At 58.7% G+C, this 22,872-nt stretch carries 24 protein-coding genes and 1 riboswitch; of the genes, 11 read left to right on the top strand and 13 right to left on the bottom strand.

Annotation, left to right across the window (positions count from 1 at the left end; translation table 11 throughout):
* The first annotated feature begins 116 nt into the window (after window positions 1-116).
* The gene (locus ACSBQS_RS10230) at window positions 117-233 is read left to right on the top strand and encodes a DUF2627 domain-containing protein (protein ID WP_002211058.1); all 117 of its coding nucleotides are present in this window, start codon (window positions 117-119) and stop codon (window positions 231-233) included.
* A gap of 41 nt (window positions 234-274) precedes the next feature.
* A complete protein-coding gene (gene cspE / locus ACSBQS_RS10225) occupies window positions 275-484 on the top strand; it encodes a transcription antiterminator/RNA stability regulator CspE (protein ID WP_002221949.1) in 210 nt (69 codons plus the stop codon).
* Between the two features lie 52 nt (window positions 485-536).
* On the opposite strand, the gene pgeF is transcribed toward cspE (ACSBQS_RS10225), so the two are convergent.
* Window positions 537-1,253, bottom strand: coding sequence for a peptidoglycan editing factor PgeF (pgeF, locus tag ACSBQS_RS10220; protein WP_033643387.1), 717 nt, complete (start codon window positions 1,251-1,253; stop codon window positions 537-539).
* Between the two features lie 161 nt (window positions 1,254-1,414).
* On the opposite strand from pgeF, the gene rlmA reads away from it, so the two are divergent.
* Entirely contained in the window at window positions 1,415-2,233 is an 819-nt protein-coding gene (gene rlmA, locus ACSBQS_RS10215; RefSeq protein ID WP_197666119.1) for a 23S rRNA (guanine(745)-N(1))-methyltransferase, read from the top strand.
* A gap of 62 nt (window positions 2,234-2,295) precedes the next feature.
* Here the strand turns inward: rlmA and mntP are convergent, their stop codons facing one another.
* The 5 genes from mntP to manX all read right to left on the bottom strand — a co-directional run bounded on the left by mntP (window position 2,296) and on the right by manX (window position 6,465).
* Window positions 2,296-2,865 carry a manganese efflux pump MntP gene (mntP, locus tag ACSBQS_RS10210; RefSeq protein WP_025159822.1) on the bottom strand — a complete coding sequence of 190 codons (570 nt, stop codon included), beginning with the start codon at window positions 2,863-2,865 and terminating at the stop codon, window positions 2,296-2,298.
* A gap of 11 nt (window positions 2,866-2,876) precedes the next feature.
* A riboswitch (yybP-ykoY riboswitch) is annotated at window positions 2,877-3,059 on the bottom strand.
* A 218-nt stretch (window positions 3,060-3,277) separates the two neighbouring features.
* A complete protein-coding gene (locus ACSBQS_RS10205) occupies window positions 3,278-3,736 on the bottom strand; it encodes a DUF986 family protein (RefSeq protein ID WP_033643385.1) in 459 nt (152 codons plus the stop codon).
* A 54-nt stretch (window positions 3,737-3,790) separates the two neighbouring features.
* A complete protein-coding gene (locus tag ACSBQS_RS10200; RefSeq protein WP_033634889.1) occupies window positions 3,791-4,633 on the bottom strand; it encodes a PTS mannose transporter subunit IID in 843 nt (280 codons plus the stop codon).
* Window positions 4,634-4,648: 15 nt separating this feature from the next.
* Entirely contained in the window at window positions 4,649-5,449 is an 801-nt protein-coding gene (locus ACSBQS_RS10195; protein ID WP_033634888.1) for a PTS mannose/fructose/sorbose transporter subunit IIC, read from the bottom strand.
* 56 nt (window positions 5,450-5,505) lie between these two features.
* Window positions 5,506-6,465, bottom strand: a complete 960-nt coding sequence (manX, locus tag ACSBQS_RS10190; protein WP_042784756.1) for a PTS mannose transporter subunit IIAB — start codon at window positions 6,463-6,465, stop codon at window positions 5,506-5,508.
* Between the two features lie 562 nt (window positions 6,466-7,027).
* On the opposite strand from manX, the gene ACSBQS_RS10185 reads away from it, so the two are divergent.
* On the top strand, window positions 7,028-8,572 hold the full coding sequence (locus ACSBQS_RS10185) for a TerC family protein (protein ID WP_033643383.1): 1,545 nt from the start codon (window positions 7,028-7,030) through the stop codon (window positions 8,570-8,572).
* A gap of 16 nt (window positions 8,573-8,588) precedes the next feature.
* Here the strand turns inward: ACSBQS_RS10185 and ACSBQS_RS10180 are convergent, their stop codons facing one another.
* The 4 genes from ACSBQS_RS10180 to pabB all read right to left on the bottom strand — a co-directional run bounded on the left by ACSBQS_RS10180 (window position 8,589) and on the right by pabB (window position 14,202).
* Window positions 8,589-10,175, bottom strand: a complete 1,587-nt coding sequence (locus ACSBQS_RS10180; protein WP_033643382.1) for an EAL domain-containing protein — start codon at window positions 10,173-10,175, stop codon at window positions 8,589-8,591.
* Window positions 10,176-10,442: 267 nt separating this feature from the next.
* Window positions 10,443-11,807, bottom strand: coding sequence for an L-serine ammonia-lyase (sdaA, locus tag ACSBQS_RS10175; protein ID WP_025159820.1), 1,365 nt, complete (start codon window positions 11,805-11,807; stop codon window positions 10,443-10,445).
* A 446-nt stretch (window positions 11,808-12,253) separates the two neighbouring features.
* Entirely contained in the window at window positions 12,254-12,832 is a 579-nt protein-coding gene (locus tag ACSBQS_RS10170; protein ID WP_187048126.1) for a CoA pyrophosphatase, read from the bottom strand.
* Window positions 12,829-14,202 carry an aminodeoxychorismate synthase component 1 gene (gene pabB, locus ACSBQS_RS10165; RefSeq protein ID WP_149542801.1) on the bottom strand — a complete coding sequence of 458 codons (1,374 nt, stop codon included), beginning with the start codon at window positions 14,200-14,202 and terminating at the stop codon, window positions 12,829-12,831. Before pabB ends, ACSBQS_RS10170 begins: the two co-directional genes overlap by 4 nt.
* A 524-nt stretch (window positions 14,203-14,726) precedes the next feature.
* On the opposite strand from pabB, the gene ACSBQS_RS10160 reads away from it, so the two are divergent.
* Window positions 14,727-15,728: a glycosyltransferase gene (locus tag ACSBQS_RS10160; RefSeq protein WP_033643379.1), complete on the top strand. Its 1,002-nt coding sequence runs from the start codon at window positions 14,727-14,729 to the stop codon at window positions 15,726-15,728.
* A 70-nt stretch (window positions 15,729-15,798) separates the two neighbouring features.
* The gene (locus ACSBQS_RS10155) at window positions 15,799-16,038 is read left to right on the top strand and encodes a YoaH family protein (RefSeq protein WP_033643378.1); all 240 of its coding nucleotides are present in this window, start codon (window positions 15,799-15,801) and stop codon (window positions 16,036-16,038) included.
* Window positions 16,039-16,072: 34 nt separating this feature from the next.
* Here the strand turns inward: ACSBQS_RS10155 and purT are convergent, their stop codons facing one another.
* Window positions 16,073-17,251, bottom strand: a complete 1,179-nt coding sequence (gene purT / locus ACSBQS_RS10150) for a formate-dependent phosphoribosylglycinamide formyltransferase (RefSeq protein WP_117187797.1) — start codon at window positions 17,249-17,251, stop codon at window positions 16,073-16,075.
* 246 nt (window positions 17,252-17,497) lie between these two features.
* On the opposite strand from purT, the gene cspE (ACSBQS_RS10145) reads away from it, so the two are divergent.
* The 5 genes from cspE (ACSBQS_RS10145) to yebF all read left to right on the top strand — a co-directional run bounded on the left by cspE (ACSBQS_RS10145) (window position 17,498) and on the right by yebF (window position 20,427).
* The gene (gene cspE / locus ACSBQS_RS10145) at window positions 17,498-17,707 is read left to right on the top strand and encodes a transcription antiterminator/RNA stability regulator CspE (protein ID WP_004927572.1); all 210 of its coding nucleotides are present in this window, start codon (window positions 17,498-17,500) and stop codon (window positions 17,705-17,707) included.
* Between the two features lie 147 nt (window positions 17,708-17,854).
* The gene (dbpA, locus tag ACSBQS_RS10140; RefSeq protein WP_033643376.1) at window positions 17,855-19,237 is read left to right on the top strand and encodes an ATP-dependent RNA helicase DbpA; all 1,383 of its coding nucleotides are present in this window, start codon (window positions 17,855-17,857) and stop codon (window positions 19,235-19,237) included.
* An 88-nt stretch (window positions 19,238-19,325) separates the two neighbouring features.
* The gene (locus ACSBQS_RS10135) at window positions 19,326-19,649 is read left to right on the top strand and encodes a YebG family protein (RefSeq protein WP_099785903.1); all 324 of its coding nucleotides are present in this window, start codon (window positions 19,326-19,328) and stop codon (window positions 19,647-19,649) included.
* 39 nt (window positions 19,650-19,688) lie between these two features.
* Window positions 19,689-19,997 carry a N(4)-acetylcytidine aminohydrolase gene (gene yqfB / locus ACSBQS_RS10130; protein ID WP_004927562.1) on the top strand — a complete coding sequence of 103 codons (309 nt, stop codon included), beginning with the start codon at window positions 19,689-19,691 and terminating at the stop codon, window positions 19,995-19,997.
* Between the two features lie 70 nt (window positions 19,998-20,067).
* Window positions 20,068-20,427 carry a protein YebF gene (gene yebF / locus ACSBQS_RS10125; RefSeq protein ID WP_089191905.1) on the top strand — a complete coding sequence of 120 codons (360 nt, stop codon included), beginning with the start codon at window positions 20,068-20,070 and terminating at the stop codon, window positions 20,425-20,427.
* A gap of 57 nt (window positions 20,428-20,484) precedes the next feature.
* On the opposite strand, the gene ACSBQS_RS10120 is transcribed toward yebF, so the two are convergent.
* Window positions 20,485-21,048 (bottom strand): lipoprotein, encoded by a 564-nt coding sequence (locus tag ACSBQS_RS10120; protein WP_016927416.1) that lies wholly within the window; start codon window positions 21,046-21,048, stop codon window positions 20,485-20,487.
* A 152-nt stretch (window positions 21,049-21,200) separates the two neighbouring features.
* A complete protein-coding gene (locus tag ACSBQS_RS10115; protein ID WP_434990417.1) occupies window positions 21,201-22,841 on the bottom strand; it encodes an ABC1 kinase family protein in 1,641 nt (546 codons plus the stop codon).
* Window positions 22,842-22,872 lie beyond the last annotated feature (31 nt).

The raw sequence follows: 22,872 nt of genomic DNA, 5'->3' as shown, positions 1-22,872 counted from the left end.
TGGCTCTCGACCGTTTCAAATATGTGCGACATGTCGTTCAGTGATTAAAAATGGCTTGCCATCGCATACAGAGTATGTGATAACGCATCTGGGTAAAACGAGGTACAGTTCTGTATATGTGTGGCATTTTCAGTAAAGAAGTTCTGAGTAAAGACGTTAGCGTTGAATACCGCTTCTCTGCCGATCCTTATCTTAGTGCCTCAAGCAGTAACGACTCTAGTTTGTCTATGTAACGCCTACGGGCGGTTTAAACAATCCAAAGGAAATACTCAAGATGGCAAAGATCAAAGGTCAAGTTAAGTGGTTCAACGAGTCTAAAGGTTTCGGTTTCATCACCCCGGCTGACGGCAGCAAAGACGTGTTCGTACACTTCTCTGCAATCCAGGGTAACGGCTTCAAAACCCTGGCTGAAGGCCAGAACGTTGAGTTCGAAATCCAAGATGGCCAGAAAGGCCCATCTGCAGTAAACGTTACTGCTATCTAATCAGCGTCAGCTGTACAAAAAGCCCGCCTTCGCGCGGGCTTTTTCGTTTCCGTCATTCGGCGACGATGACGATGCCGGCGTACTGGTTGCGGCCTTTAATGCCCGGATGCGTCGGATCCTGCGCGCGCCGATGGCTGTTGCGGCGATAGCTGGTGTATTTGAAGCGCTGCGGCCGCTGCGGATCGACGTCCGGCGTGCAGATAGTGCAACTGCCTGAGCGGTCAACGGCGGCGAAGCCGAGTGCCGTCAGCTTGTATTCGGCGATCGCGGCCAGATCCAGATGCCGATAGTGCGGGCTGATCAGCGTAGCGGGCAGCGGCAGACGCTGTTTAAAGTTTTCCACCAGCGCTTCGTCAACTTCGTAACAGCACGGGCCGGCGGCGGGACCGATGGAGGCCACCCAATCGGCGGTGTCGCCGTCCTGGCGAATGCGGGCCGCCATCTGTTCCAGAATACCGTCCAGCAACCCGCGCCAGCCGGCGTGCACCGCCGCGATGGCGCCGCCGTCACGACGGCTGAACAGCACCGGCAGGCAATCCGCCGTCAGCACGCTGAGCAGAATGCCGGGCTGGCGCGTGTAGAAGCCATCGGCCTCACCGCACGTCTGCGCCGGTTGCAGCACATCGACGATGCGGGTGCCATGCACCTGCTTCTTTTCCGGCAATGTGGCGCTGTAGGGCAGCAGATGCCCCGGCAGCAGCGCGAGTTTGCTGCCGAAGCCGTGCTGAATGTGGGGCACCGCATCGAGCAGCGCGGAACGATCGCTCATAAATTATTTTCACCTGCGTGAGAAAACAGACTCTCAGTGTAGCCAGCTTTTTCCCCGCTTGGCCAGGTGTTGTTGGCGATGAAAGCGAGCGGGGATGCGCCTTGCATCAAACCGGCGCCTTCTTTAGACTAGCCGCGCCCTGTCTCTCTGGAAGCCCATTCATGTCTTATCAATGTCCCCTGTGTCATCAGCCGCTGCATTTTTCGTCTCAACAATGGCGTTGCGACAGCAATCATCAGTTCGATCAGGCCAAAGAGGGCTACGTCAATCTGCTGCCGGTACAGCACAAGCGATCGAAACAGCCGGGAGACAGCGCGGAAATGATGCAGGCGCGGCGCGCGTTTCTCGACGGTGGGTATTATCAGCCGCTGCAAGCGCAGGTGGCCGAGTGGCTGGATGTGGCGCTGGCGGCCGATGCTGGCGCGTTATTGGACATAGGCTGTGGGGAAGGGTATTACACCGCCGCCGTGGCCTCACGGATGGCCCAGGGGCGCAATATGGCGGTCTACGGGCTGGACGTCGCGAAGGTGGCGATCCGCTATGCCGCCAAACGTTATCCGGCGGTCTCGTTCTGCGTCGCCTCCAGCCACCGTTTGCCGTTCGCCGACGGGGCGCTGGATGCGGTCTTGCGCATCTACGCCCCTTGCAAGGCGCAGGAGCTGGCGCGGGTGGTGAAGCCGGGCGGCGTGGTAGTGACGGTTTCGCCGGGCCCGCGTCATCTGTACCAGCTGAAAGAGCGGGTGTACCAGCAGGTGCAGCTGCATGCCGAACAGGACGAACAGTTCGATGGGTTCGACTGCGAGCGCAAAGAGGCGCTGGCCTATACGATGACCTTGCCGGGCGCGCAGGCCGCCAACCTGCTGCAGATGACGCCGTTCGCCTGGCGCGCCACGCCGGAGGTGCAACAGCGGTTGGCCGAGGGCGGGGAGTTTGTGTGCGAGACGGATTTCGTCCTGGCGCTGTACCGACGTCGCGCTTAAAAGGCGCGCGTCCAGAAACAAAAAAACCTGCCGCGGCAGGTTTTTTTTGCAGTTCGGTCGCCTCAGGCCAGGTAGCCGAGGTGTTCCAGCAGGATGTTGACGCCGATACCTATCAGCACCACGCCGCCGAGGATCTCGGCGCGTTTGCCGAGCAGCGGGCCGATAAAGCGGCCGATCATCATGCCCAGCGTCGCCATGATCATGGTGGCGCAGCCGATGGCCATCGCGGTGTGCACGATATTCACCTGCAGGAAGGCCAGGCCGACGCCGATCGCCATGGCGTCGAGGCTGGTGGCGATGGCGGTGGCGACCAATAACCAGAAACCATGGCGTTTGACCTTCTCTTCTTCGTCGGGCCTGTTGCGCACCCCTTCGACGATCATGCGCATGCCGAGAATGAACAGCAGCGAGAAGGCGACCCAGTGGTCCCATTCCATGATGTATTGGCTGGCGAACAGGCCGATGGCCCAACCGATGAGCGGGGTGATCGCTTCCACTACGCCGAAGATCAGGCCGGTGCGGATCGCTTCGCGAAAACGGGGTTGATGCAGGCTGGCGCCTTTGCCAATTGAAGCGGCGAAAGCATCCATGGACATGCCGAAAGCGAGAATAAGCGTTGCTGAAAGGTTCATGTGAAATAGCCTCGGCCGGGTGGCTCCATATACACGTAACCCACCCCCAACCAAACGACGGAGTTACGTGTCTATGGTCTCGCCAACCTTACCTGGCTGCCCGCACCACGTTTCATACGGCGAAACGAGTATGTTGATACGGGCGTTTCTGGTTTTTATTCTCCAGAAACCGGCTACTCCCCAATGACGGCGCAACCATACCATATTATTTCAGCCATCGACAACCTTATTCTTTGGCAATATTGGCTATTAATTGAGACTCGTTTTCATTAATCTGAGTTCATGGGGGAATATAATGTAGCCGGGGGTAACAATGTTGCGGAAATAATAGTCAGAAAAGAAATGGCGCTGCCGATTAATTGTCCACAAGCAGCGCGGGGTTTGGGCGATAACGGAATGGATTTATTTTTATTTATTGATTATCAACGAAAAAGTGATAAATCTTCTCCAGGTCGTCCAGGTGAGTTACCTGAACCAACAGCCGGCGCTGTTCCAGGTCGATGGCCAGAATGCCATCCTCCGATAAATTCATGGCTTTAATGCGGTTATATTCGACAAACACATTGGCGAAGAAAAAACCGTGCGCTTTAAACACCATCTTGGGCGAGCGAATATAAGCGATATAGATGGCGAGCAGCGCCAAAGAAATAAGCAGGTAAGTGGTTAATGCCGCGCCGTTGGTGGTGACGTTGCGGTAAATCAGAATGGCGATCAGGCCGACGAAAATCAGGCTGTCGAGCCGGTTGCGGCGTTTGAGCGGCACTTTGAGCCGCGTTTTGCCTTTCAGCAGATCCATGCCGAATTCGTCGTACAGCGAATACAGCAACAGCAGGGCGATGAACAGCATCAGTACGGCGTCGGTCAGTGACATCTCTTGCTCCACACATAAAAAAGCCGGGGGTTGCCCCCCGGCCGTTTCGAACGATTACAGGCCCAGCAGGCCAATCCAATAGCCAAAGATACCGATGACGAAGAAGCCGATGATGATCCACAGCGCGTTGACTTTCTTGCGCAGCAGCCACATGCAGGCGAAGGTCAGCAGCAACGGCACCAGGCCCGGCATCAGCTGGTCGAGGATAGTCTGCACCGTGGTGACGTTGGTATGCCCGGTCTGGTCGGTTATCTTGGACACCACCAGCGGGATATTCACGTGCGTCCACTTGTTGACCAGCGCCCCCATCACAAACAGGCCGAGAATGGACGCTCCTTCCGTCAGTTTTTGCAGGAAACCGCCGCCCATGTCGTTGACGATATCCACCCCTTTACGGTAACCGTAGGCCACGCCGTAGTAGCGGGTCAGCAGGCGCACCAGGTTGAACAGCACGAAGAACAGGATCGGTCCGAGCAGGCTGCCGCTCATGGCGATGCCGGCGCCGAGCGCGGCGAACACCGGCCGCACGGTGCCCCAGAAGATCGGGTCACCGACGCCTGCCAACGGCCCCATCAAACCGACCTTGATGCCGTTGATCGCGCCGTCGTCGATCGGCGCGCCGTTGGCGCGTTGCTCTTCCATCGCCATGGTCACGCCGAGCACCGGCGCCGCCACGTAAGGGTGCGTGTTGAAGAACTCGAGGTGGCGTTTGATCGCCTGTTTGCGATCGTCATTGTTTTCCGGATACAGGCGACGGATCACCGGCACCATCGAGAAGCAAAAACCCAGCGCCTGCATGCGTTCGAAGTTCCATGACCCCTGGAACAGGTTAGAGCGCAGGAATACGCCGCGAATGTCGGCCGGCGTGAGTTTCTTTTGAGCAGTTGTATCAACCATTTCTCTCACCTATTCCTAGTCGAGTTCGTTATCGAGATCGTTCGCGTTAGCCGGGCCGGCCTGGACAACCTGAGATTTGTTGTATTTCGGGCTGAGCTGGATATACAGCACGGCCATCACCACGCCGATGACGCCGAGCGCCACCAGGTTGAAGTTGGTGAAGGCGGCGGTAACGAAACCGAGATAGAAGAACGGCATCAGGTAGCCGGCGCGCATCATGTTAATCACCATTGCGTAACCGACCACGACGATCATGCCGCCGGCGATGTTCAGGCCGCTGGTGACCACTTCCGGGATCGAGTTGAGCAGGGCGTGTACCCCGGCGGTGCCGACCGAAATGGCGACGATGACCGCAGGGATGGCGATACGCATCGCCTGCAGCAGCAGGGCGCCGATATGGATCCAGGTGATGGCGCGCAGGCTGCCGCGCTCCGCCGCGCTGTCCGCCGCGTGCTGGAAGGCCACGGTGAGGGTACGCACGATGATGGTCAGCACCTGGCCGGCCGCCGCCAGCGGAATGGCCAGCGCGATACCGGCGCCGACGCTCTGCCCACCGGCGATGACCAGAATGGTCGAGATGATGGACGCCAGGGCGGCATCCGGCGCGACCGCCGCACCGATGTTCATCCAGCCGAGGGCGATCATTTCCAGCGTACCGCCGATGATGATGCCGGTTTTCATGTCGCCGAGGATGAAGCCGATCAGGGTACAGGCGACCAGCGGGCGGTGGAACTGGAACTCGTCGAGGACGGAACCCATCCCGGCGATACAGGCAACGATAAATATCAGCACAATCTGAAGAGTGGTGATCTCCATTGCACTTCTCCTATGACCAAAAAAGCTCTGAGTAAAATAATCAGCGGCTGGCGCCACTAATTGAGTTTGTTAATCAGGTCCATCATTTTTAGCCGGCTGTCGGACGAGACCTTACGCACCTCCAGCTCGATACCGCGGTCGTTCAGCTTCTTAAACGCTTCGATATCTTTTTCATCGACGGAAACGGCGTTGTTCACCTGGGTTTTCCCCTGACGGAACGCCATGCCGCCGATATTGACGGATGTAATCTCCACGCCGCCTTCCACCAGACGCCAAACGTCGGTCGGGTTGGTGAATAACAGCATCACGCGATCGTTGGCGTATTTCGGGTTGTTCCAGACGCGGATGGCCTTCGCCACGTCCACCACGTGGGCGGTGACGCCCGGCGGGGCAACCTGGGTCAACAAGGTCTTGCGCACATGGTCGGCGGCGACCTCATCGCTGACGACGATGATGCGGCTGACGTTGGTCTCTTTGGTCCAGCGGGTGGCGACCTGGCCGTGGATTAAGCGATCGTCGATACGCGCCAGGCCGATTTTCATGTGATCGTTCGGCCCCAACGGCGCCTGAGGAGCAGCGGCTTTCGGGGCGGGTGCTGCGGGTTTTGCGGGTTCTTCCTGCGGTTTTTTCAGCGCTTTCACGCCTTCACGGCCGGTTTCCAATGCCAGCGCCACCAGTTCATCGAAAGCGGGGTTATCGTCCCGCGCCATGAAGGTTTCCACCAGCATCGGAATGTTGACCCCGGTGACGACCTCATAGTTGTCTTTATCGACCGCAATGCGGCTGGCGGCGTTGAACGGGCTACCGCCCCAGGTATCCACCAGGAACAGCACGCCGCCGCTGGTATCCAATCCACTGATTTTTTCGTTGTACTTGACGATTAACGTTTCGGCATTCTCACCGGGAACGAAGTCTATAAAGGCGACGTTGTCCTGCTCGCCCAATAGCATCTCCGCCGTTTTCAGCAGTTGTTCCGCTGCAGCCCCGTGTGTGCCGATGATAATAGCTATTGCCACTCGCTACCTCCTCGTTGAACTCCAGGCACGGTGTATATCGTTCTTCCGTGCCGTCTTGGCAGTCACTTCCGCGGTTCAGATACATTATGGTAGAAAAAAAGAAACGCACGCCTAACATTTCTCACGCAGTTTCAAATGCCTGTGCGCGATACTTCACGAACGCGTCATTTATTTTAGTGAGTGAAAAAATATTTTTTGTGACGTTGCTCCGCTATTGAATGCTCGGATAAATCTTAGCGGTCGTGGGCGAGATGACAGGGCGCAACCTTAAACCGCCGTTGAAAAAGCCGCTTTGTCCGCCAGAAAAATCCTGATACAGTAATTTCCTCTTTCATCACTAAGGAGTGAAGGGCCTCAGCCCTCCCTATGGACTGTCACCGAAGTTACTGTTTTTCCAGGTTTCACCCGCCACCTGCTGGCGTTACATATGCTGTTCGGCCGCTCGGCCACCACCCGGTAATCCCATCCCGTCACCTTGCTATTGTCGACTGCGCCCATGCAGCGGCGGCATCGTCACGTCTGAGCCTCCTGCGCTCATTCCCACTTTTCTCTGGAGTCTGATATGGAATTTTTAATGGACCCCTCTATTTGGGCGGGGTTGCTTACGCTGGTGGTGCTGGAAATCGTGCTGGGCATCGACAACCTGGTGTTCATTGCCATTTTGGCCGACAAGCTGCCGCCGAAGCAGCGTGATAAAGCACGCATCATCGGCCTGTCGCTGGCACTGCTGATGCGTTTGGGCCTGTTGTCGGTGATCTCCTGGATGGTGACGCTGACCACGCCGCTGTTCAGCGTCGGCGATTTCAGCTTCTCGGGCCGCGATCTTATCCTGCTGTTCGGCGGGGTGTTCCTGTTGTTCAAAGCCACCATGGAGCTGCATGAACGGCTGGAAGGGCAGACGCACCAGGACGGCGCCAACCGCGGTTACGCCAAGTTCTGGGCGGTGGTGGTGCAGATCGTCATCCTCGACGCGGTGTTCTCGCTCGATGCGGTGATTACCGCCGTGGGCATGGTGAACGATCTGCCGGTGATGATGGCGGCGGTGGTGATCGCGATGGCGGTGATGCTGTTGGCGTCCAAACCGTTGACTAACTTCGTTAACGCGCACCCGACCATTGTGGTGCTGTGCCTGAGCTTCCTGTTGATGATCGGCCTGAGCCTGATCGCCGAAGGCTTCGGCTTGCATATTCCTAAAGGTTATCTGTACGCCGCGATCGGCTTCTCGATCCTGATTGAATTGTTCAACCAGATCGCGCGTCGCAACTTCATCAAGCATCAGGCGCGTCGCCCGATGCGCGAGCGCACTGCGGAAGCGATCATGCGCCTGATGGGGCAGCAGCGCGCGCAGCAGACGGACGATGCGGTCGCCTTGCCGCGGGATGAAACCTTTGCGGAGGAAGAGCGTTATATGATCAGCGGCGTGCTGACGCTGGCCTCGCGCTCATTGCGCAGCGTGATGACGCCGCGCACCGAGATTTCCTGGGTCGATTGCGAGCGCTCCCGCGAAGAGGTGCGCGAACAGCTGCTGGACACGCCGCACAGCCTGTTCCCGGTGTGCCGCGATTCGGTGGATGAGATTGTTGGCGTGGTGCGCGCCAAGGATCTGCTGGTGGCGCTGGAGCAGGGTGAAGATATCGCCGAGTTCGCCGCCCGCACGCCGCCGATCGTGGTGCCGGAAACCATGGACGTCATCAAGCTGTTGGCGGTGCTGCGTCGCGCCAAAGGGCGTCTGGTGGTGGTCACCAACGAGTTCGGCGTCGTGCAAGGGCTGGTGACGCCGCTGGACGTGCTGGAAGCGATTGCCGGTGAATTCCCGGACGAAGATGAAACCCCGGACATTGTGGCGGAAGGCGACGGCTGGCTGGTGAAGGGCGGGACCGACCTGCACTCGCTGGAACAGGCGCTGGCCTGCGATGACCTGGTGAGCCCAACCGCGGACTACGCCACCCTGGCGGGGCTGCTGTTGGCCCACTACGGCCAGATGCCGGTGGTGGGGGATACTATCGAGCTGAACCACCTGCGTTTCGATATCGTCGACGTCTCCGAATACCGCATCGAACTGGTGCGTGTCACCCGCGTCGTCTTTGACGAGCCGACGCAGTCGTAACCCGTTCGCCGGAGGCTCAGGCCTCCGGCGGATCCTCTTGCGCATGCCTGACGCGCGATTCGTACTGCTGCAACCACAGCGGGAAAACGTGGATCGGCATCGGTTTGGCGAAATAATACCCCTGCAGGGCATTGACCTCGCGTGAGCGCAGGTAGTCAGCCTGTTCCGCCGTTTCTACCCCTTCAGCCACCAACTTCAGCTTCAGCCGCTGCGCCAGCGTAATGATGGTGTCGGTCACCGTGGCGTTTACCGCGTCGGTGCCGATGGCCGCGGTAAACCCGCGGTCAATCTTCAACACGTCCGGGCTGAGGTTTTTCAGGTAGCTCAGCGAACTGTGGCCGGTACCGAAATCGTCGATGGCCAGCATGATACCCATGTCTTTCAGCGTCCGGATCTGGTCATGCTGGATGGCCGACAGCGCGGTGCGCTCGGTCAGCTCCAGCATCAGTGACGGCATTGGGTGCGCCGGCAGCCAAATCTGGCGGATATCGTCGATGATGTTGAGCGTTTTAAAATGCTCGGCCGCGACGTTGATGCTGATGTAGAACGACGGCCGCGGCGGGAACAGCTGCAGATTTTCCGTCACGGTGTTCATCAGATAGCGGGTCAGCGGAATGATCAGCTCATGCTGCTCGGCCAGCGGGATAAACACGTCGGGCGAGATCCACCCCTGCCGTTTCTTTTTCCAACGCAGCAGCATCTCGACGCCGGCGCAGCGGCCGGTATCGCTGTGAATGATCGGTTGGCAGTAAACGCGGAACTCCCGGTGGGTAATGGCATGACCGATGTGATAAGACAGGCTCATACGGTTAGCGGTGAGCAGGTAGACCACGTAGGCCGCCAGCAGGCTGATCAACAGCGCCAGAGGAATATGGCGCGGCAGTGCGGAAAACGCCAGCATGCCGACCTGCGGGCCGAACAGCGAAATCGAGAACGGGTACCGCTCGGAACCGGCGGTGTAACGCAGATCGTTGGTCAGAGTGTCGCGGCGCAGGATTTCACGGCGTCCGTATTCCAGGCTGCTGTCGGCTACGTTCAGCACCATTCGCTGAACATAAGGCTCCTGCGGTTCGAGTAAAAAGTTCGATAACAGCTCGATATTGAAGACGTGCAGCACGCCGCTGGTTCTATCGCCGGGGGAGGGTGTCCACATCACCAACGTGGGCAGTCCTTTGCTCACCGCCAACGAAGGGCGCAGCGCCAGCTTGACGTTGCTGTTGACGAAAATCGGCAGCACGGCGGCCAACTGATAATGACGGGCGCCAAACAGGCTGGAGCAGTAGATGACGCCATTTTTTACCAGCAGCATGGCGCGCAGCGCCTGATTTTGCGCGGCGCGAAAGCGCAGGGTCGATGAGACGTTCTCGCAGGGTTGTTCCAGCATGTCCATACTGCGTTCCGCCTGCAGCTGCGCGGGGGACAGCAGCTGGTCAATCTTGCCGACGGTGCGGGTGGCCAACGTTTGCTGGCTCTGCTCGATGCTTTTGACCTCTTGATAGTAACGGGTATACAGCGATACCAACAGAATAGCCGCGCCCACCGCTCCGGCCAGCAGCCAACGGTAGTAACGATATTGGGACGCGGCGAGGTGGGTCATCAACATCCGGTAAATCCTTGTTCGGTAATCCAGCTCCGAGTCACGGTCAGGCCATAGATCCTTAAGTTGCGCTCGGCTAATTCTAGCCTGAGGTTATACAAGATTGATGGTAACTCAGTAAATTATTTCGATTTGGCAAAACAGAAGGTCAATTTGCAGGCTAACCGCCGGATCGATGAGAAAAATGCAGGATTTTTTCTGGTGACATTGTCACAAAAACGCTCAATGAATTGATTACCCATAAAAAACCCCGCCGGGTGGCGGGGTTGTCGGTCAGTCGCATTGCACCTTGATAGCCAGGCCGCCGCGTGATGTTTCTCGATACTTGGCGTTCATGTCTTTGCCGGTTTCATACATGGTCTCGATCACCTTATCCAGCGAAACGCGCGGTTCGCTGGTGCGGCGCAGAGCCATGCGGGCGGCATTGATCGCCTTGACCGAGGCGATGGCGTTGCGCTCGATGCACGGCACCTGCACCTGGCCGGCGACCGGATCGCAGGTCAGACCCAGGTTGTGTTCCATGCCGATTTCCGCTGCCACGCATACCTGCTCAGGGCTGCCGCCCAGCAGTTCGGCCAGGCCGGCCGCCGCCATGGAGCAGGCAACGCCGACTTCACCCTGACAGCCGACTTCGGCGCCGGAAATGGAGGCGTTCATCTTGTACAGCGCGCCGATGGCGCCCGCCGCCATAAAGTAGCGGATATAGATGTCCGGGCTGACGGACTCGATGAAGTGATCGTAGTAAGCCAGCACGGCAGGCACGATGCCGCAGGCGCCGTTGGTCGGCGCGGTGACGACGCGGCCGCCGGCGGCGTTTTCTTCGTTAACCGCCAGCGCGAACATGTTGACCCAGTCGATCACGTTCATCGGATCGTTGGACAGCTTGTCCGACGCCACCAGCATGCGGCGCAGCGCGGAGGCACGGCGCGGCACGCGCAGCGGGCCCGGCAGCACGCCTTCGGTGTTCAGACCGCGATCGATGCAGGCGCGCATGGTTTGCCAGACGTTACCGAAGTAGGTGTCGATCTCTTGCTTGCTGTGCAGCGCCAGTTCGTTCTGCATCACCATGCCGGACAGCGACAGCCCGGTCTCGCGACAGTGGTCGAGCATTTCGCGCGCGGAATTGAACGGATAAGGCATTTGCAGTTCTTGCTCGGCGGCCTTGCCGAAGTTCTCTTCATCGACGATGAAGCCGCCGCCGATAGAGTAATAGGTCTTGCTGTACACTTCTTTATCGCCGGCGAAGGCGTGGACCTGCATGCCGTTTTCGTGCAGCGGCAGGTTGTCGCTGCGGAAGACCATGCCGCCGTCGCGCGGGAAATCGACTTCATGCAGGCCGTTGGCCAGCATCAGGCGTTGACGTTGTTCTACATCGCGAATAAAACCCGGAATGCTATCGATATCGACGGTGTCCGGCATGTTGCCGGCCAGGCCGAGAATGATAGCGATATCGGTATGGTGACCTTTGCCGGTCAATGAGAGTGAGCCGTAAACGTCTACGGCAACACGCGTGATAGAAGGCATCAGGCCTTTATTTACCAGATCGTCGACAAACTGTTTGCCGGCTTTCATCGGTCCAACCGTATGAGAGCTGGACGGGCCGATGCCGATCTTAAACATGTCGAAAACGCTAATCACGCTAAAACTCCTTAAAGAGACGTATTGTTATGGCTGCGGCGGTTAAAAACCGCGCAGGGAACAGCGATATTGTAAAAGGGCCGTGCGGGTTCGGCTGCCTTTTTCGCATGAAATTAAATAATCCGTGGTGTCGCTTTTTTTACTGATTACCCGGGGCGAACCCTTGTGCGGGGCATCCGCTTTCGCCCAAGCTCCATTAACGGTAATCGCGCCAGCTTTCCTTGCTGAACGCCGCCGGCTTAATCCCTGTTTCTACAGTGGTTTATCTCGGACGGTGGTATTTTACAGGTATTTCGTAAGGTTTAAGAGAGGGTTTACAGTTTTTTTAAAACCATTCAACCGGAACGGTAGTTGAAAAAGCGATCAAATGAAGTGATTTCGATCGCTTTACCCGCAGCGGAGGCCGGCAACCGTGCCAGATTGCGAGTCAGATCACGCAATGCCGGCTAAATACTGACTTGCTGCGCCAGGCGGCGAATGATGGCGGCGGTCAGCCCCCAGATAAACTGGCTGTGGTACCAGGAAAGGTAAATCCGGTGCGTATGGCCGGCGCGATGAATGTCCAGCGGGTAGTAACGCGACAGGGTCAGCGCCTCCCGCAAAGGCATTTCAAACACGTCAGCCACTTCGCCTTCGTTGGCGCGGAACTGCACGTCCGGCGAGACCAGGCCGACGATAGGCGTGACCTGAAATCCGGTGCTGCTGTCGAGCGGCGCCATTTGGCCGAGTATGGTAACCGCCTGCGGCGGTATCGCCACTTCTTCCTGCGCTTCTCGCAGCGCCGTCACGATCGCTGACCCGTCTTCAGCGTCGGTTTTACCGCCGGGGAAGGCCACCTGGCCGGCATGTTTGCGCAGCGAGTCGGCGCGGCGGGTCAACAGCAGCGTCGGCTCGGCGCGGCAGACGATCGGGATCAGCACCGCGGCCGGGCGCACATTGAGCGAGATCTGCGCCGCCTGCGGCAGCTGCAGTTGGAAACGGCTGATAAAGGCGTGCAGTGAAGCCGGTGCATTTGGTGGGATCACGACTGGGCGCACTCCCCGAGCTGCGGCAGAATGCGGCCAACCTTGTCGAAGGTCTCCTGATATTCCGCCTGTTCCTGGCTGTCCGCCACGATGCCGCCGCCGGCGGAACAATGGATGCGGCCGTTTTCGGTGACGAGCGTGCGAATAGTGATGTTGGTGTCCATGGTGCCGCAGGCGCTCAGGTAACCGATGCTGCCGCAATAGGCGTTGCGACGCTGCGGCTCCAGTTCTTCGATGATTTCCATCGCCCGCACCTTGGGCGCGCCGGTGATCGAGCCGCCGGGGAAGCAGGCGCGCAGCAGTTCGGTCGCCGAGGCGGTGTCCGGCAGGGTTGCGGTGATGGTGCTCACCAGGTGGTGCACCGCCGGGAACGGCTCCACGACGAACAGCTCCGGCACGCGCACGCTGCCGGGCTGGGCGACGCGGCCGATATCGTTGCGCAGCAGATCGACAATCATCAGATTTTCAGCGCGGTCTTTGGGTGAACCGGCCAAACGACGAGCCTGTGCGGCGTCTTGTTCCGCGTCCGCCAGCCGCGGCAGCGTGCCCTTGATCGGGCGGGTTTGGATGCGCTGCTGCTCCAGCCACAGGAAGCGCTCGGGAGAAACGCTCAACACGCTGTTGTGCGGCAGACGCAAGAACGCGGAGAACGGCGCGCGGTTGCTGGCGCTCAATCGGCAAAACGCCTGCCATTCATCTCCCTGATAGTCTGCGGAGAATCGCTGCGCCAGATTGATTTGGTAACAGTCGCCGCTGCGCAGGTAGTGCTGAATGCGTTGGAACTTCTCGCCGTACTGCTGCCGGCTCATATTGGCGCGCCAGTCGCTCAGCAGCGTGAAAGGGCGTGCCGCAGGCGCGGTTTGGCTATTGAGCCAGCGCCAGCGCTGTTCCACGTCGCCATAGCTGAGCAGCGTCAGCGTTTGCAGCCGGTGGTCGGCGATCAGCGCCCAGTCATAAATGCCCACCGCCATGTCCGGCAAGGCGAGGTCGGCTTCGGCCAACTGCGGCAAGCTTTCCACCCGCCGCCCAAGATCGTAGCCGAACAGCCCCAGTGCGCCGCCCTGAAACGGCAGATCCGGATTAAAGGCCGGTTGCCAACCTTGCGCCACCATCTGCTGTTGCAACAACTCAAACGGATCTTGTTGCGACCGTATTGTTACGTCGTCACTTATGATTTCCGTGGTGGCGCCATGAGTCGTGAGAGTAATGCGCGGCTGCGCGACCAGAATATCGAAGCGGTTGTGCGAATGGTCGGCAAAGCCCGAGTGCAGCAGCATCGCCCAAGGCTGCGATGAAAGCGGGGCAAAAAGCGTCATCAGGGCGCTGCGATGGTAGGGCAAAGACTTTATGTTTGGGGCGGTTACGCTCATGAACGTCAATAAACCTGGCTGTGAAGACGGCAATATCTGGCGGCTAGTGTGCCATAGACGGCCATGGCATGCATGTTTTGCCATGCGAGACATGCAGCACACCTCACATAAACGGCAGTTCAATAAACCTGAAATAAGGCATTTTTTGCGCCATTGTTTATACTTCGATATGTTAAAAATTTAACGTCAAAATAACTGGAAGCATTTTTCACCGAGGGCGCAAGACCCGAGAAATATAAAGACAACTCGTTAATTTCACACTTTTATTGTTGCTCGCTGTTATTAAGCGGGCGATGCGAAACGGTTTTGCCTGTGTTTTTTAAGGTGGCCGTCTTGTGAAAGTTATTCCTTGTTGTGGAACGCTTTCTTGTAGAAAGCATGAAAAGACAAACAAGATGAATCTTATTTAGCTCGCGGCGGAAATGTGAATGTTTGCGTCATATTTCGCTCGGGCGCTGAAGCGATTCCTATTTTTCAAAAAAATAAAATTATCATTTTGTTACATTCTTATTGAAGAGCTGCCTATGTCGTTAATGCTGAGCGTCATCGTCCCGATGCACAATGCGGGAGAACTGTTAGAACCTTTCCTGGCTTCGTTGCTTGCCCAACGAGAACAGCGGTTGGAGGTGATCATCGTTAACGATGGTTCCACCGACGGTTCGGGGGAGGTCGCCCACCGCTATGCGGCGGCGCATCCGCATATTCGGGTTATCGATCAGGCGAACGCCGGCGTTTCCAATGCGCGTAATGCCGGGCTCGCCGTTGCCCGAGGAAAATACGTGGCGTTTCCCGACGCTGACGATCTGTTGGCGCCGGAAATGTATTCCACGCTGCTCGAGCAGGCCGAACGGCACCAGTTAGACGTGATGCAATGCAATGGCGAACGCTATTTTGCCAGCCAGGACGAATTGCAGCCGATTTTTCCTCAGGAGCGTTTACGTACCACTGATGTTATCACTGGCGTTCAATGGTTCGAACGCGCGTTGAAATCGCGAAAGTTTATTCACGTTGTGTGGTTGGCGATATATCGTCTCGATTTTATCCGCCAGCATCGGCTCTATTTTGAACCGGGCTTACATCACCAGGATATTCCCTGGACGACGGAGGTCATGTTTAATGCCAAGCGGGTCAAATATTTAAGCACGCCGCTATACCGCCAACGGGTGCACGACAAGTCGATCAGCAATCGCCGTCGCACCGGCAAGGCTAACGTGGATTATCAGCGCCACTATATGAAAATCGTCGAAATGCTGGAGCGGCTCAACCTGCGTTATGCGAGCACCATCGCCATTCGGCCAGCGTTTCATTGGCAGATCACCCGCGAAGCGCTGGGGATTTGCCACAGCATTCGCCGTGAGCCGGATCCGGCCGCTCAGAATCAGATTACCGAAGAGTTTTACCAACGTGGCATCGACAGAGCGATGCTCGCCAATGCGCGCGGCGTGAAGCAGGGGTGGCATGTCATGCTGTGGCGGCACCGTTTAAAGCAGTGGCGCAACGATAACGGCTGTTCACAGCCGGCCTGAGGCACAAGACGTTGGGATCCGCCGCGTTAGCGCGTATACTCCTTCTCCCTTTTGCCGGAGAGAACGACACATGCATGCAGGTATGCCATTACTGAGCCACGCGGAGCAGCAGGAAGCGGCGGATCGCATCCATCAGCTGATGGAACAGGGCATGAGCAGCGGTGAGGCCATTGCTCGCGTTGCGCAGGAAATTCGTGAGAAGCATCAGGGCGCGCATGTCGCGGTGCTGTTCGATGACGAAGACGAACAGCAGGATGCCGCGCCGGAGGCGTCGCGGGATGACGATGCTGAAGAAGACGAAGACTATTGATGTTATCGGGGCCGCGCAAGCGGCCCCGTCAGTTTTAGCGGTTGACCGCCACGGCGGCGGCGGCCTGTTTCGCCAGCTCCACCGCGAGTTCCGTGGTGTCCGCCGTTGCCAGCGCTACACCCAGGCGGCGCTGGCCGGCGATTTCCGGCTTGCCGAACAGACGCAGCTGGTTGTGCCCGCGCAGCGCGTTTTCCAATCCGCTGAAGCGCACATCGGTGCTGGTGAGCTGTGGCAGGATCACCGCTGAAGCGGAAGGGCCGAACTGGCGGATAGCGCCGATCGGCAAACCGAGAAACGCGCGCACGTGCAGGGCGAACTCAGACAGATCCTGTGAAATCAACGTGACCATGCCGGTATCGTGCGGGCGTGGCGACACTTCGCTGAAGATCACGTCGTCGCCACAAACGAACAGCTCCACGCCGAACAGCCCGAAGCCCCCCAGGGCCTTCACCACTTTCTCGGCGATAGCCTGGGCCCGGCTCAGCGCCGTAGCCGACATGCGTTGCGGCTGCCAGGATTCGCGGTAATCCCCATCCTCCTGACGGTGCCCGATCGGCTCACAGAAATGCACGCCATCCACGGCGCTGATGGTCAGCAGCGTAATTTCAAAATCAAATCTTACCAGCCCTTCGACGATCACCCGGCCACCGCCGGCACGGCCGCCCTGTTGGGCGTAATCCCAGGCGCTTTGCAGCTGTTCGGGCGTGCGGATCAGGCTCTGGCCTTTGCCGGAAGAGCTCATCACCGGTTTGACGATGCACGGGTAGCCGATATGCTCAACCGCCTGGCGGAAAGCGATTTCACTGTCGGCAAAGCGGTAGCTGGAGGTGGGAAGACCGAGCTCTTCCGCCGCCAGACGGCGGATGCCTTCACGGTTCATGGTCAGGCGTGTGGCTTCGGCGCAGGGCACTACGCGGTGGCCCTGGCGTTCAAGCTCGACCAGCATGGCGGTGGCGATTGCTTCGATTTCGGGAACGATATAGTCCGGCCGCTCGTGTTCGATGACGGCTTTCAACGCGTCACCGTCCAGCATATTGATGACGTGGCTGCGGTGCGCCACATGCATGGCCGGCGCATCGGCGTAGCGATCGACGGCGATCACCTCCAGACCGAGGCGCTGGCATTCAATGGCGACTTCTTTACCCAGCTCGCCGGAGCCGAGCAACATGACGCGGGTGGCGGAAGGGCGCAGGGCGGTTCCAATCGTTAACATAGTTTCGTACCTGGATCGGTGAAAGTAAGCGGATTGATGATCGGCGGGCAGTATATACGAAAACGATTGCGCGCGCAGCCGCCGCGCCGGTTTTGTTGCTAACTGGCTGTTTTTATAACAAACAGAAATATTTGCCCTGTATGAGCGATTGTGCGTTAATAACCGACGGCGAAAGAAGGCCTACTTATCGAAAGGTTTTCGCGTCTCGTGCCGTCAAGGCAGGTTTATCAAGTAAAGGAAACACAAATGAGCAAGATCACTGGTCACGTTAAATGGTTCAACGAAAGCAAAGGTTTCGGCTTTATTACCCCTGCCGACGGCTCTAAAGACGTTTTCGTTCATTTCTCCGCTATCGTCAGCGATGGTTTCAAGACCCTGGCTGAAGGCCAGCAGGTTGAGTTCTCCATCCAGGACAGCCAACGTGGCCCAGCCGCAGCCAACGTCGTTGCGATTTAACGACTGCGTTGCCGAGAAACCCGCCGCCGGCGGGTTTTTTTATGCCCGCACCCCGTAACGCCGCCCATCTCTGTTATCATTTACCGCTGATTCGGCGCTTACCTGCGGGCGCGCCGCCATTCCATTCGTCATATAAGAGTTATCGCCGTGAGCACAGTTTCTTTTTCTTCCCTGCCGCTGCCAGCCGAACAGTTGGCCAACCTCAACGAACTGGGGTACGCCGAAATGACGCCGGTACAGGCCGCCGCATTGCCCGCCATCCTGCAAGGGCGGGACGTGCGCGCCAAGGCGAAAACCGGCAGCGGTAAAACGGCGGCCTTCGGCATTGGTTTGCTGAACAGTATCGTCGTCGGTCAGGTCGCCACGCAGGCGCTGGTGCTTTGTCCCACCCGCGAGCTGGCCGATCAGGTGAGCAAAGAGCTGCGTCGCCTGGCGCGTTTTACGCAAAACATCAAGATCCTGACGCTGTGCGGCGGCCAGCCGATGGGGCCGCAGCTCGATTCGCTGGTGCATGCGCCGCACATCGTGGTGGGGACGCCGGGCCGTATCCAGGAACACCTGCGCAAGAAAACGCTGCAGCTGGACGAGCTGAAGGTGCTGGTGCTGGATGAGGCCGATCGCATGCTGGACATGGGGTTCGCCGACGACATCGACGATGTGATCAGCTATACGCCGCCGCAACGTCAGACGCTGCTGTTTTCCGCCACGTACCCGGCAGGCATCGAGCGCATCAGCGCGCGCGTTCAACGCCAGCCGCTGAGCGTCGAGGTGGACGATGGCGAAGCGCAGACCTCCATCGAACAACGCTTTTATGAGACCACGCGCGATCAGCGCCCAGCGCTGCTGGTGTCGGCCATTCGCTATCATCAACCCGCGTCCTGCGTGGTGTTCTGCAATACCAAGCGCGACTGTCAGACGGTGCTTGAGGCCCTGGAGGCCCGCGGCATCAGTGCGCTGGCGCTGCATGGCGATCTGGAACAGCGCGACCGCGACCAAGTGTTGGTGCGTTTCGCCAACCGCAGTTGCCGGGTATTGGTGGCGACCGACGTCGCCGCACGCGGGCTGGATATTAAAGAGCTTGAGCTGGTGGTCAACTACGAGCTGGCGTTCGATCCCGAAGTGCATGTGCACCGTATTGGCCGTACCGGCCGCGCCGGCATGAGCGGGTTGGCGATCAGCCTGTGCACGCCGCAGGAAATGGCGCGTGCGCACGCGATTGAAGACTATCTGCAGATGAGCGTCGACTGGTCGCCGGTGTCCGAGCTGAGCGGGGCGGCCAACGGCTCGCTGGAGGCGGAAATGGTGACGCTGTGCATCGACGGCGGCCGCAAGGCGAAGATCCGTCCCGGCGATATTCTCGGGGCGCTGACCGGTGATGCCGGGCTGACGGCGGCGGAAGTGGGCAAGATCGATATGTTCCCGGTGCATGCCTATGTCGCGATCCGCAAAGCCAGCGCGCGCAAGGCGCTGCAACAGTTGCAGCAGGGCAAAATCAAAGGCAAAAGCTGCAAGGTGCGGCTGCTGAAATAAGCCAAAGGCGGGCGGCGGTTTGCCTTCCCGCCACGATCTATTTATACTGTATATAATAACAGTAATTTGAGTATTTGAGGACGCACGCATGGCGGTTGAAGTTAAATATGTGGTGGTGAGAAACGGTGAGGAAAAAATGACTTTCGCGAGCAAGAAAGAAGCCGACGCCTACGACAAAATGCTGGATCTGGCGGACAACCTTGGGGAGTGGCTGCAGCACGCGCCACTGAACCTGGATGACGAACAGCGCGAAGGGCTGAGCTTCTTCCTGGCGGAAAACAAGGATGCGCTGGGTCTGATTCTGCGCGGCGCATCGCCGGCGGAAACCCTCAAGAAACCAGCGGAAAGCAAAGCGAAAAAAGCGGCCTCTACCCCAAAAGAGGGATCTGCGTCAGAAAAGCAGGCGGCATAATGACTTATGTTGCGGTGTTGTGATGAAAAAGGATCTAAAATGAGCCGTGAAATAACTTTCTTCAGCCGCTTTGAGCAAGACATTCTGGCCGGGCGTAAAACCATCACCATTCGGGATGCCAGTGAATCGCATTTTGAACCGGGCGAGGTATTGCGCGTCAGCCGCAATGAGGACGGTGTATTTTTCTGCTTTATCGAAGTGCTGTCGGTAACGCCGGTGCGCCTGGATGCGCTGACCGAACGCCACGCACAGCAGGAGAACATGTCGCTCGGCGAACTGAAGCAGGTGATCAAGGAAATCTATCCGGGCCTGGATGCGCTGTTTGTCATTGAGTTCGTCAAACGGTAACCCTTTGCCGAAGCCCTGTTGTGAGCCAGGGATGGGCGCCCGGATAGCGCTAATCACAACGGGAGGACATATGAAAAAAACGGGTTTGGCTATCGCCTTGTTGGCCATGATGGGAGCATCGACGACGGTGTGGGCGCAGGATCACGAACAGCGCACCGCCAAGGTGGGGCAGTGTGCGGGCCTGCAGCCGGCGGATATCGCCGCCCAGGTCAAGCGCGACTTCTTGCAGAACCGCATTACGCGCTGGGAGTCGGACAAAAAGCTGCTGGGTACCGCAACGCCGATTGCCTGGGTTAGCCCGGATGCCATCAGCGGCAAGGATCAGGTATGGCAGGTGCCGTTGACGGTGCGTGGCACCAAGGCAGATAAAACCTACAACGTGACGCTCAACTGCAACACCGGCGAAATCGCCTACAGCGCCCCACAGTAACGCTTTCCCGGCAGTAAAAAGCCCGCCGAGCGGCGGGCTTGATGTTCTCAGGCGGCGTCAGTCGCTGAACGGAATCACCAATTCACCCGGTTTCACTTCCAACCCTTTCGCCAGTTTTTTCGCCAGCGCTTCGGTTTTGCTGTTGTCAGGATTCAGCACATAAGCCGGCTTTTGGTCGAAGTAGGATTTCAGCGACTGGTTCAAATACGGCGTCAGCGCTTTCATCACCGTCTGCATTTTTTCCGGCTGCACGCTGTAATCGGTCAGCTCCATGTCCTTCAGGAAAATGGCGCCCTGCGCCCGGTCATAAACCGGCTGCGCCTTCAGCGTCAGCTTCAGATCAGCGGTCTGCGGGCCGAGAATCGACGTGATGTTGACCTTGGCGTCGCCGGAAAGGGTGACTTTACCCGGTTCGCTGCGGCCGATCTGGCTTTGCAACTGAGTCAGCACGATGTTGGCGTCCAGCAGGCCGGGCACGCCGATTTGCTTCTGATAGTCGTTATGTTTCTGCAGGTAGTCATTCACTTCCTGCTCACTCAGGGTGTACTGGGTCAGTTGATTGCAACCGGCCAATACGCCGGCGAACAGCAGGGCGGCTGCGCCCATCAGGATCTTCTTCATTAATGCCTCATTGCGACTGCTGGCGAAAAGTGCTGCAGATAATTGATTAATCATTATAAACGCTCCGCCTGCGCGTGAAAACGGCAGGCGGCGGTATGGCGGGAATAGTGCGCGTAAAACAGGGCGAGACCTATCGGATAACGCCGAAAGCGTCAGCGCCGTAATCGCAGCGCCAAGAGGATCACGCCGGCCAGGCAGGCTGCGCCTCCCAACAGCGGGAACAGCGGAATGCCCCACAGCCGCAGCGACGAATGCATCAGATAAGGCGCCAGCCCCAGGGCAAAAGCGGCGGTGACGATGGCGATGGCCAGGGTAACGGCGCTGCGCTCCAGCGCTTTGCTCAACTGACCGAGGTTCTTGACGTTAATGTCGGCATTGAGCTGCCCGTGTTTCAGGCGGCGCACCAACAGCCGCAGGGTTTGCGGCAGCTCCTCTCCGGCGTCGAGCGCTTCCCCGCCCAGGGCCAAGAGCCGTTGGCGCACGGCGTCAGGGGCATAACGTTGCAGCACCGTTTGTTGCAGCATCGGTTTGAGCGTGGCGACGATGTCAAAGGCCGGATCCAGCCGGTGCAGCACGCCGTCGGCGGTGATTAAGGCCTTGAACAGCAGCACCAGATCCGGCGGCAGCGCCAGCTGGTGCTCACGCGCCATCACCAACAGGTCAGTGAGGGCTTTGCCGAGCGTCAGGGTGGCGGCGGCCTGCTTGTCGAGAAAGTTTTGCGCCGCCAGCTCCAGGTCCATCAGATCCAGCGGTTCGCTGTCCGACCAGGCGATCAGCGTGTTGACGATGCCTTCGGACTGACGATCGGCGATGGCCTGCAGCAGCAGGAGCAACTGGTTGCGCCGCCGTTCGGACAGCTGCCCCACCATGCCGAAGTCGATGAAGCCGACGCGATCGCCGCTCAGCGCCATCACGTTGCCGGGGTGCGGATCGGCGTGATACAGCCGGTGCTCCAGCACCATGCTCATAAAGGCACGGGCGCCGCGCTGCGCCAGCAGCGGGCCGTCAAATCCCGCTTCCGCCAACTGCCGGGGGTTCTCCGGCGCGGTGCCGGGCAAGTATTCCTGCACTAACAGACGCGGGGAAGACCATTGCCAATAGATTTTCGGCACGACCACGTCGGGTTCACGCGCAAACATGCCGGCGACGCGATCGCAGTTATGCCCTTCATGGGTCAAATCCAGTTCATGATTGAGCGCCGTCGCCAGCGCTCTGACCATCTGCCGTGGTCGATAGCGCGCCAGCGCCTGACTCTGCTGCTCCACGGTTTCCGCCAGCGAGGCCAGCAGCCGCAGATCGGCGTGAATGGTTTTTGCCAGGCCGGGGCGCAGCACTTTCACCACTACCTGTTCGCCGCTGTGCAGGCGCGCGCGGTAAATTTGCGCCATCGACGCCGCGGCCAGCGGTGTGCGATCGAATTCGGCAAACAGCTGCTCGGGGTCATCCCCGAGATCGGCGATGATCTGCGGCGCCAGCATTTCCCATGGCAACACCGCCGCCTGGCTGTGCAGGCGATCCAGTTCGTCGGTCCAGGCCGGATCCAGCAGGTCAGAACGCGTGGCCAGGATCTGGCCGAATTTGACGAAGGTTGGGCCGAGCGCCTCGAGCGCTTCGCGCAGCCGCTGAGGAAGGGGCTGCGCGCTCTGCCGTGCGGGCTCACTGCGGGCGCCACGCAGCAACGCCCCCAGGCCCAGCAGGCGCAGAACGTCTTGCAAACCATAACGAATCAGAACGGAAGTAATTTCCTTCAGCCGCGCCCGATCGCGAGCGGTGGCGAGCACCATTTTCAGCATCAGTACGCCATATCCTTTTTGTGACTGTCGG

The organism is Serratia sp. H402Y (assembly GCF_051172415.1).
Classification (GTDB): Bacteria; Pseudomonadota; Gammaproteobacteria; order Enterobacterales; family Enterobacteriaceae; genus Serratia; species Serratia ureilytica.
This window is presented reverse-complemented; position numbering and strand designations above follow the sequence as displayed.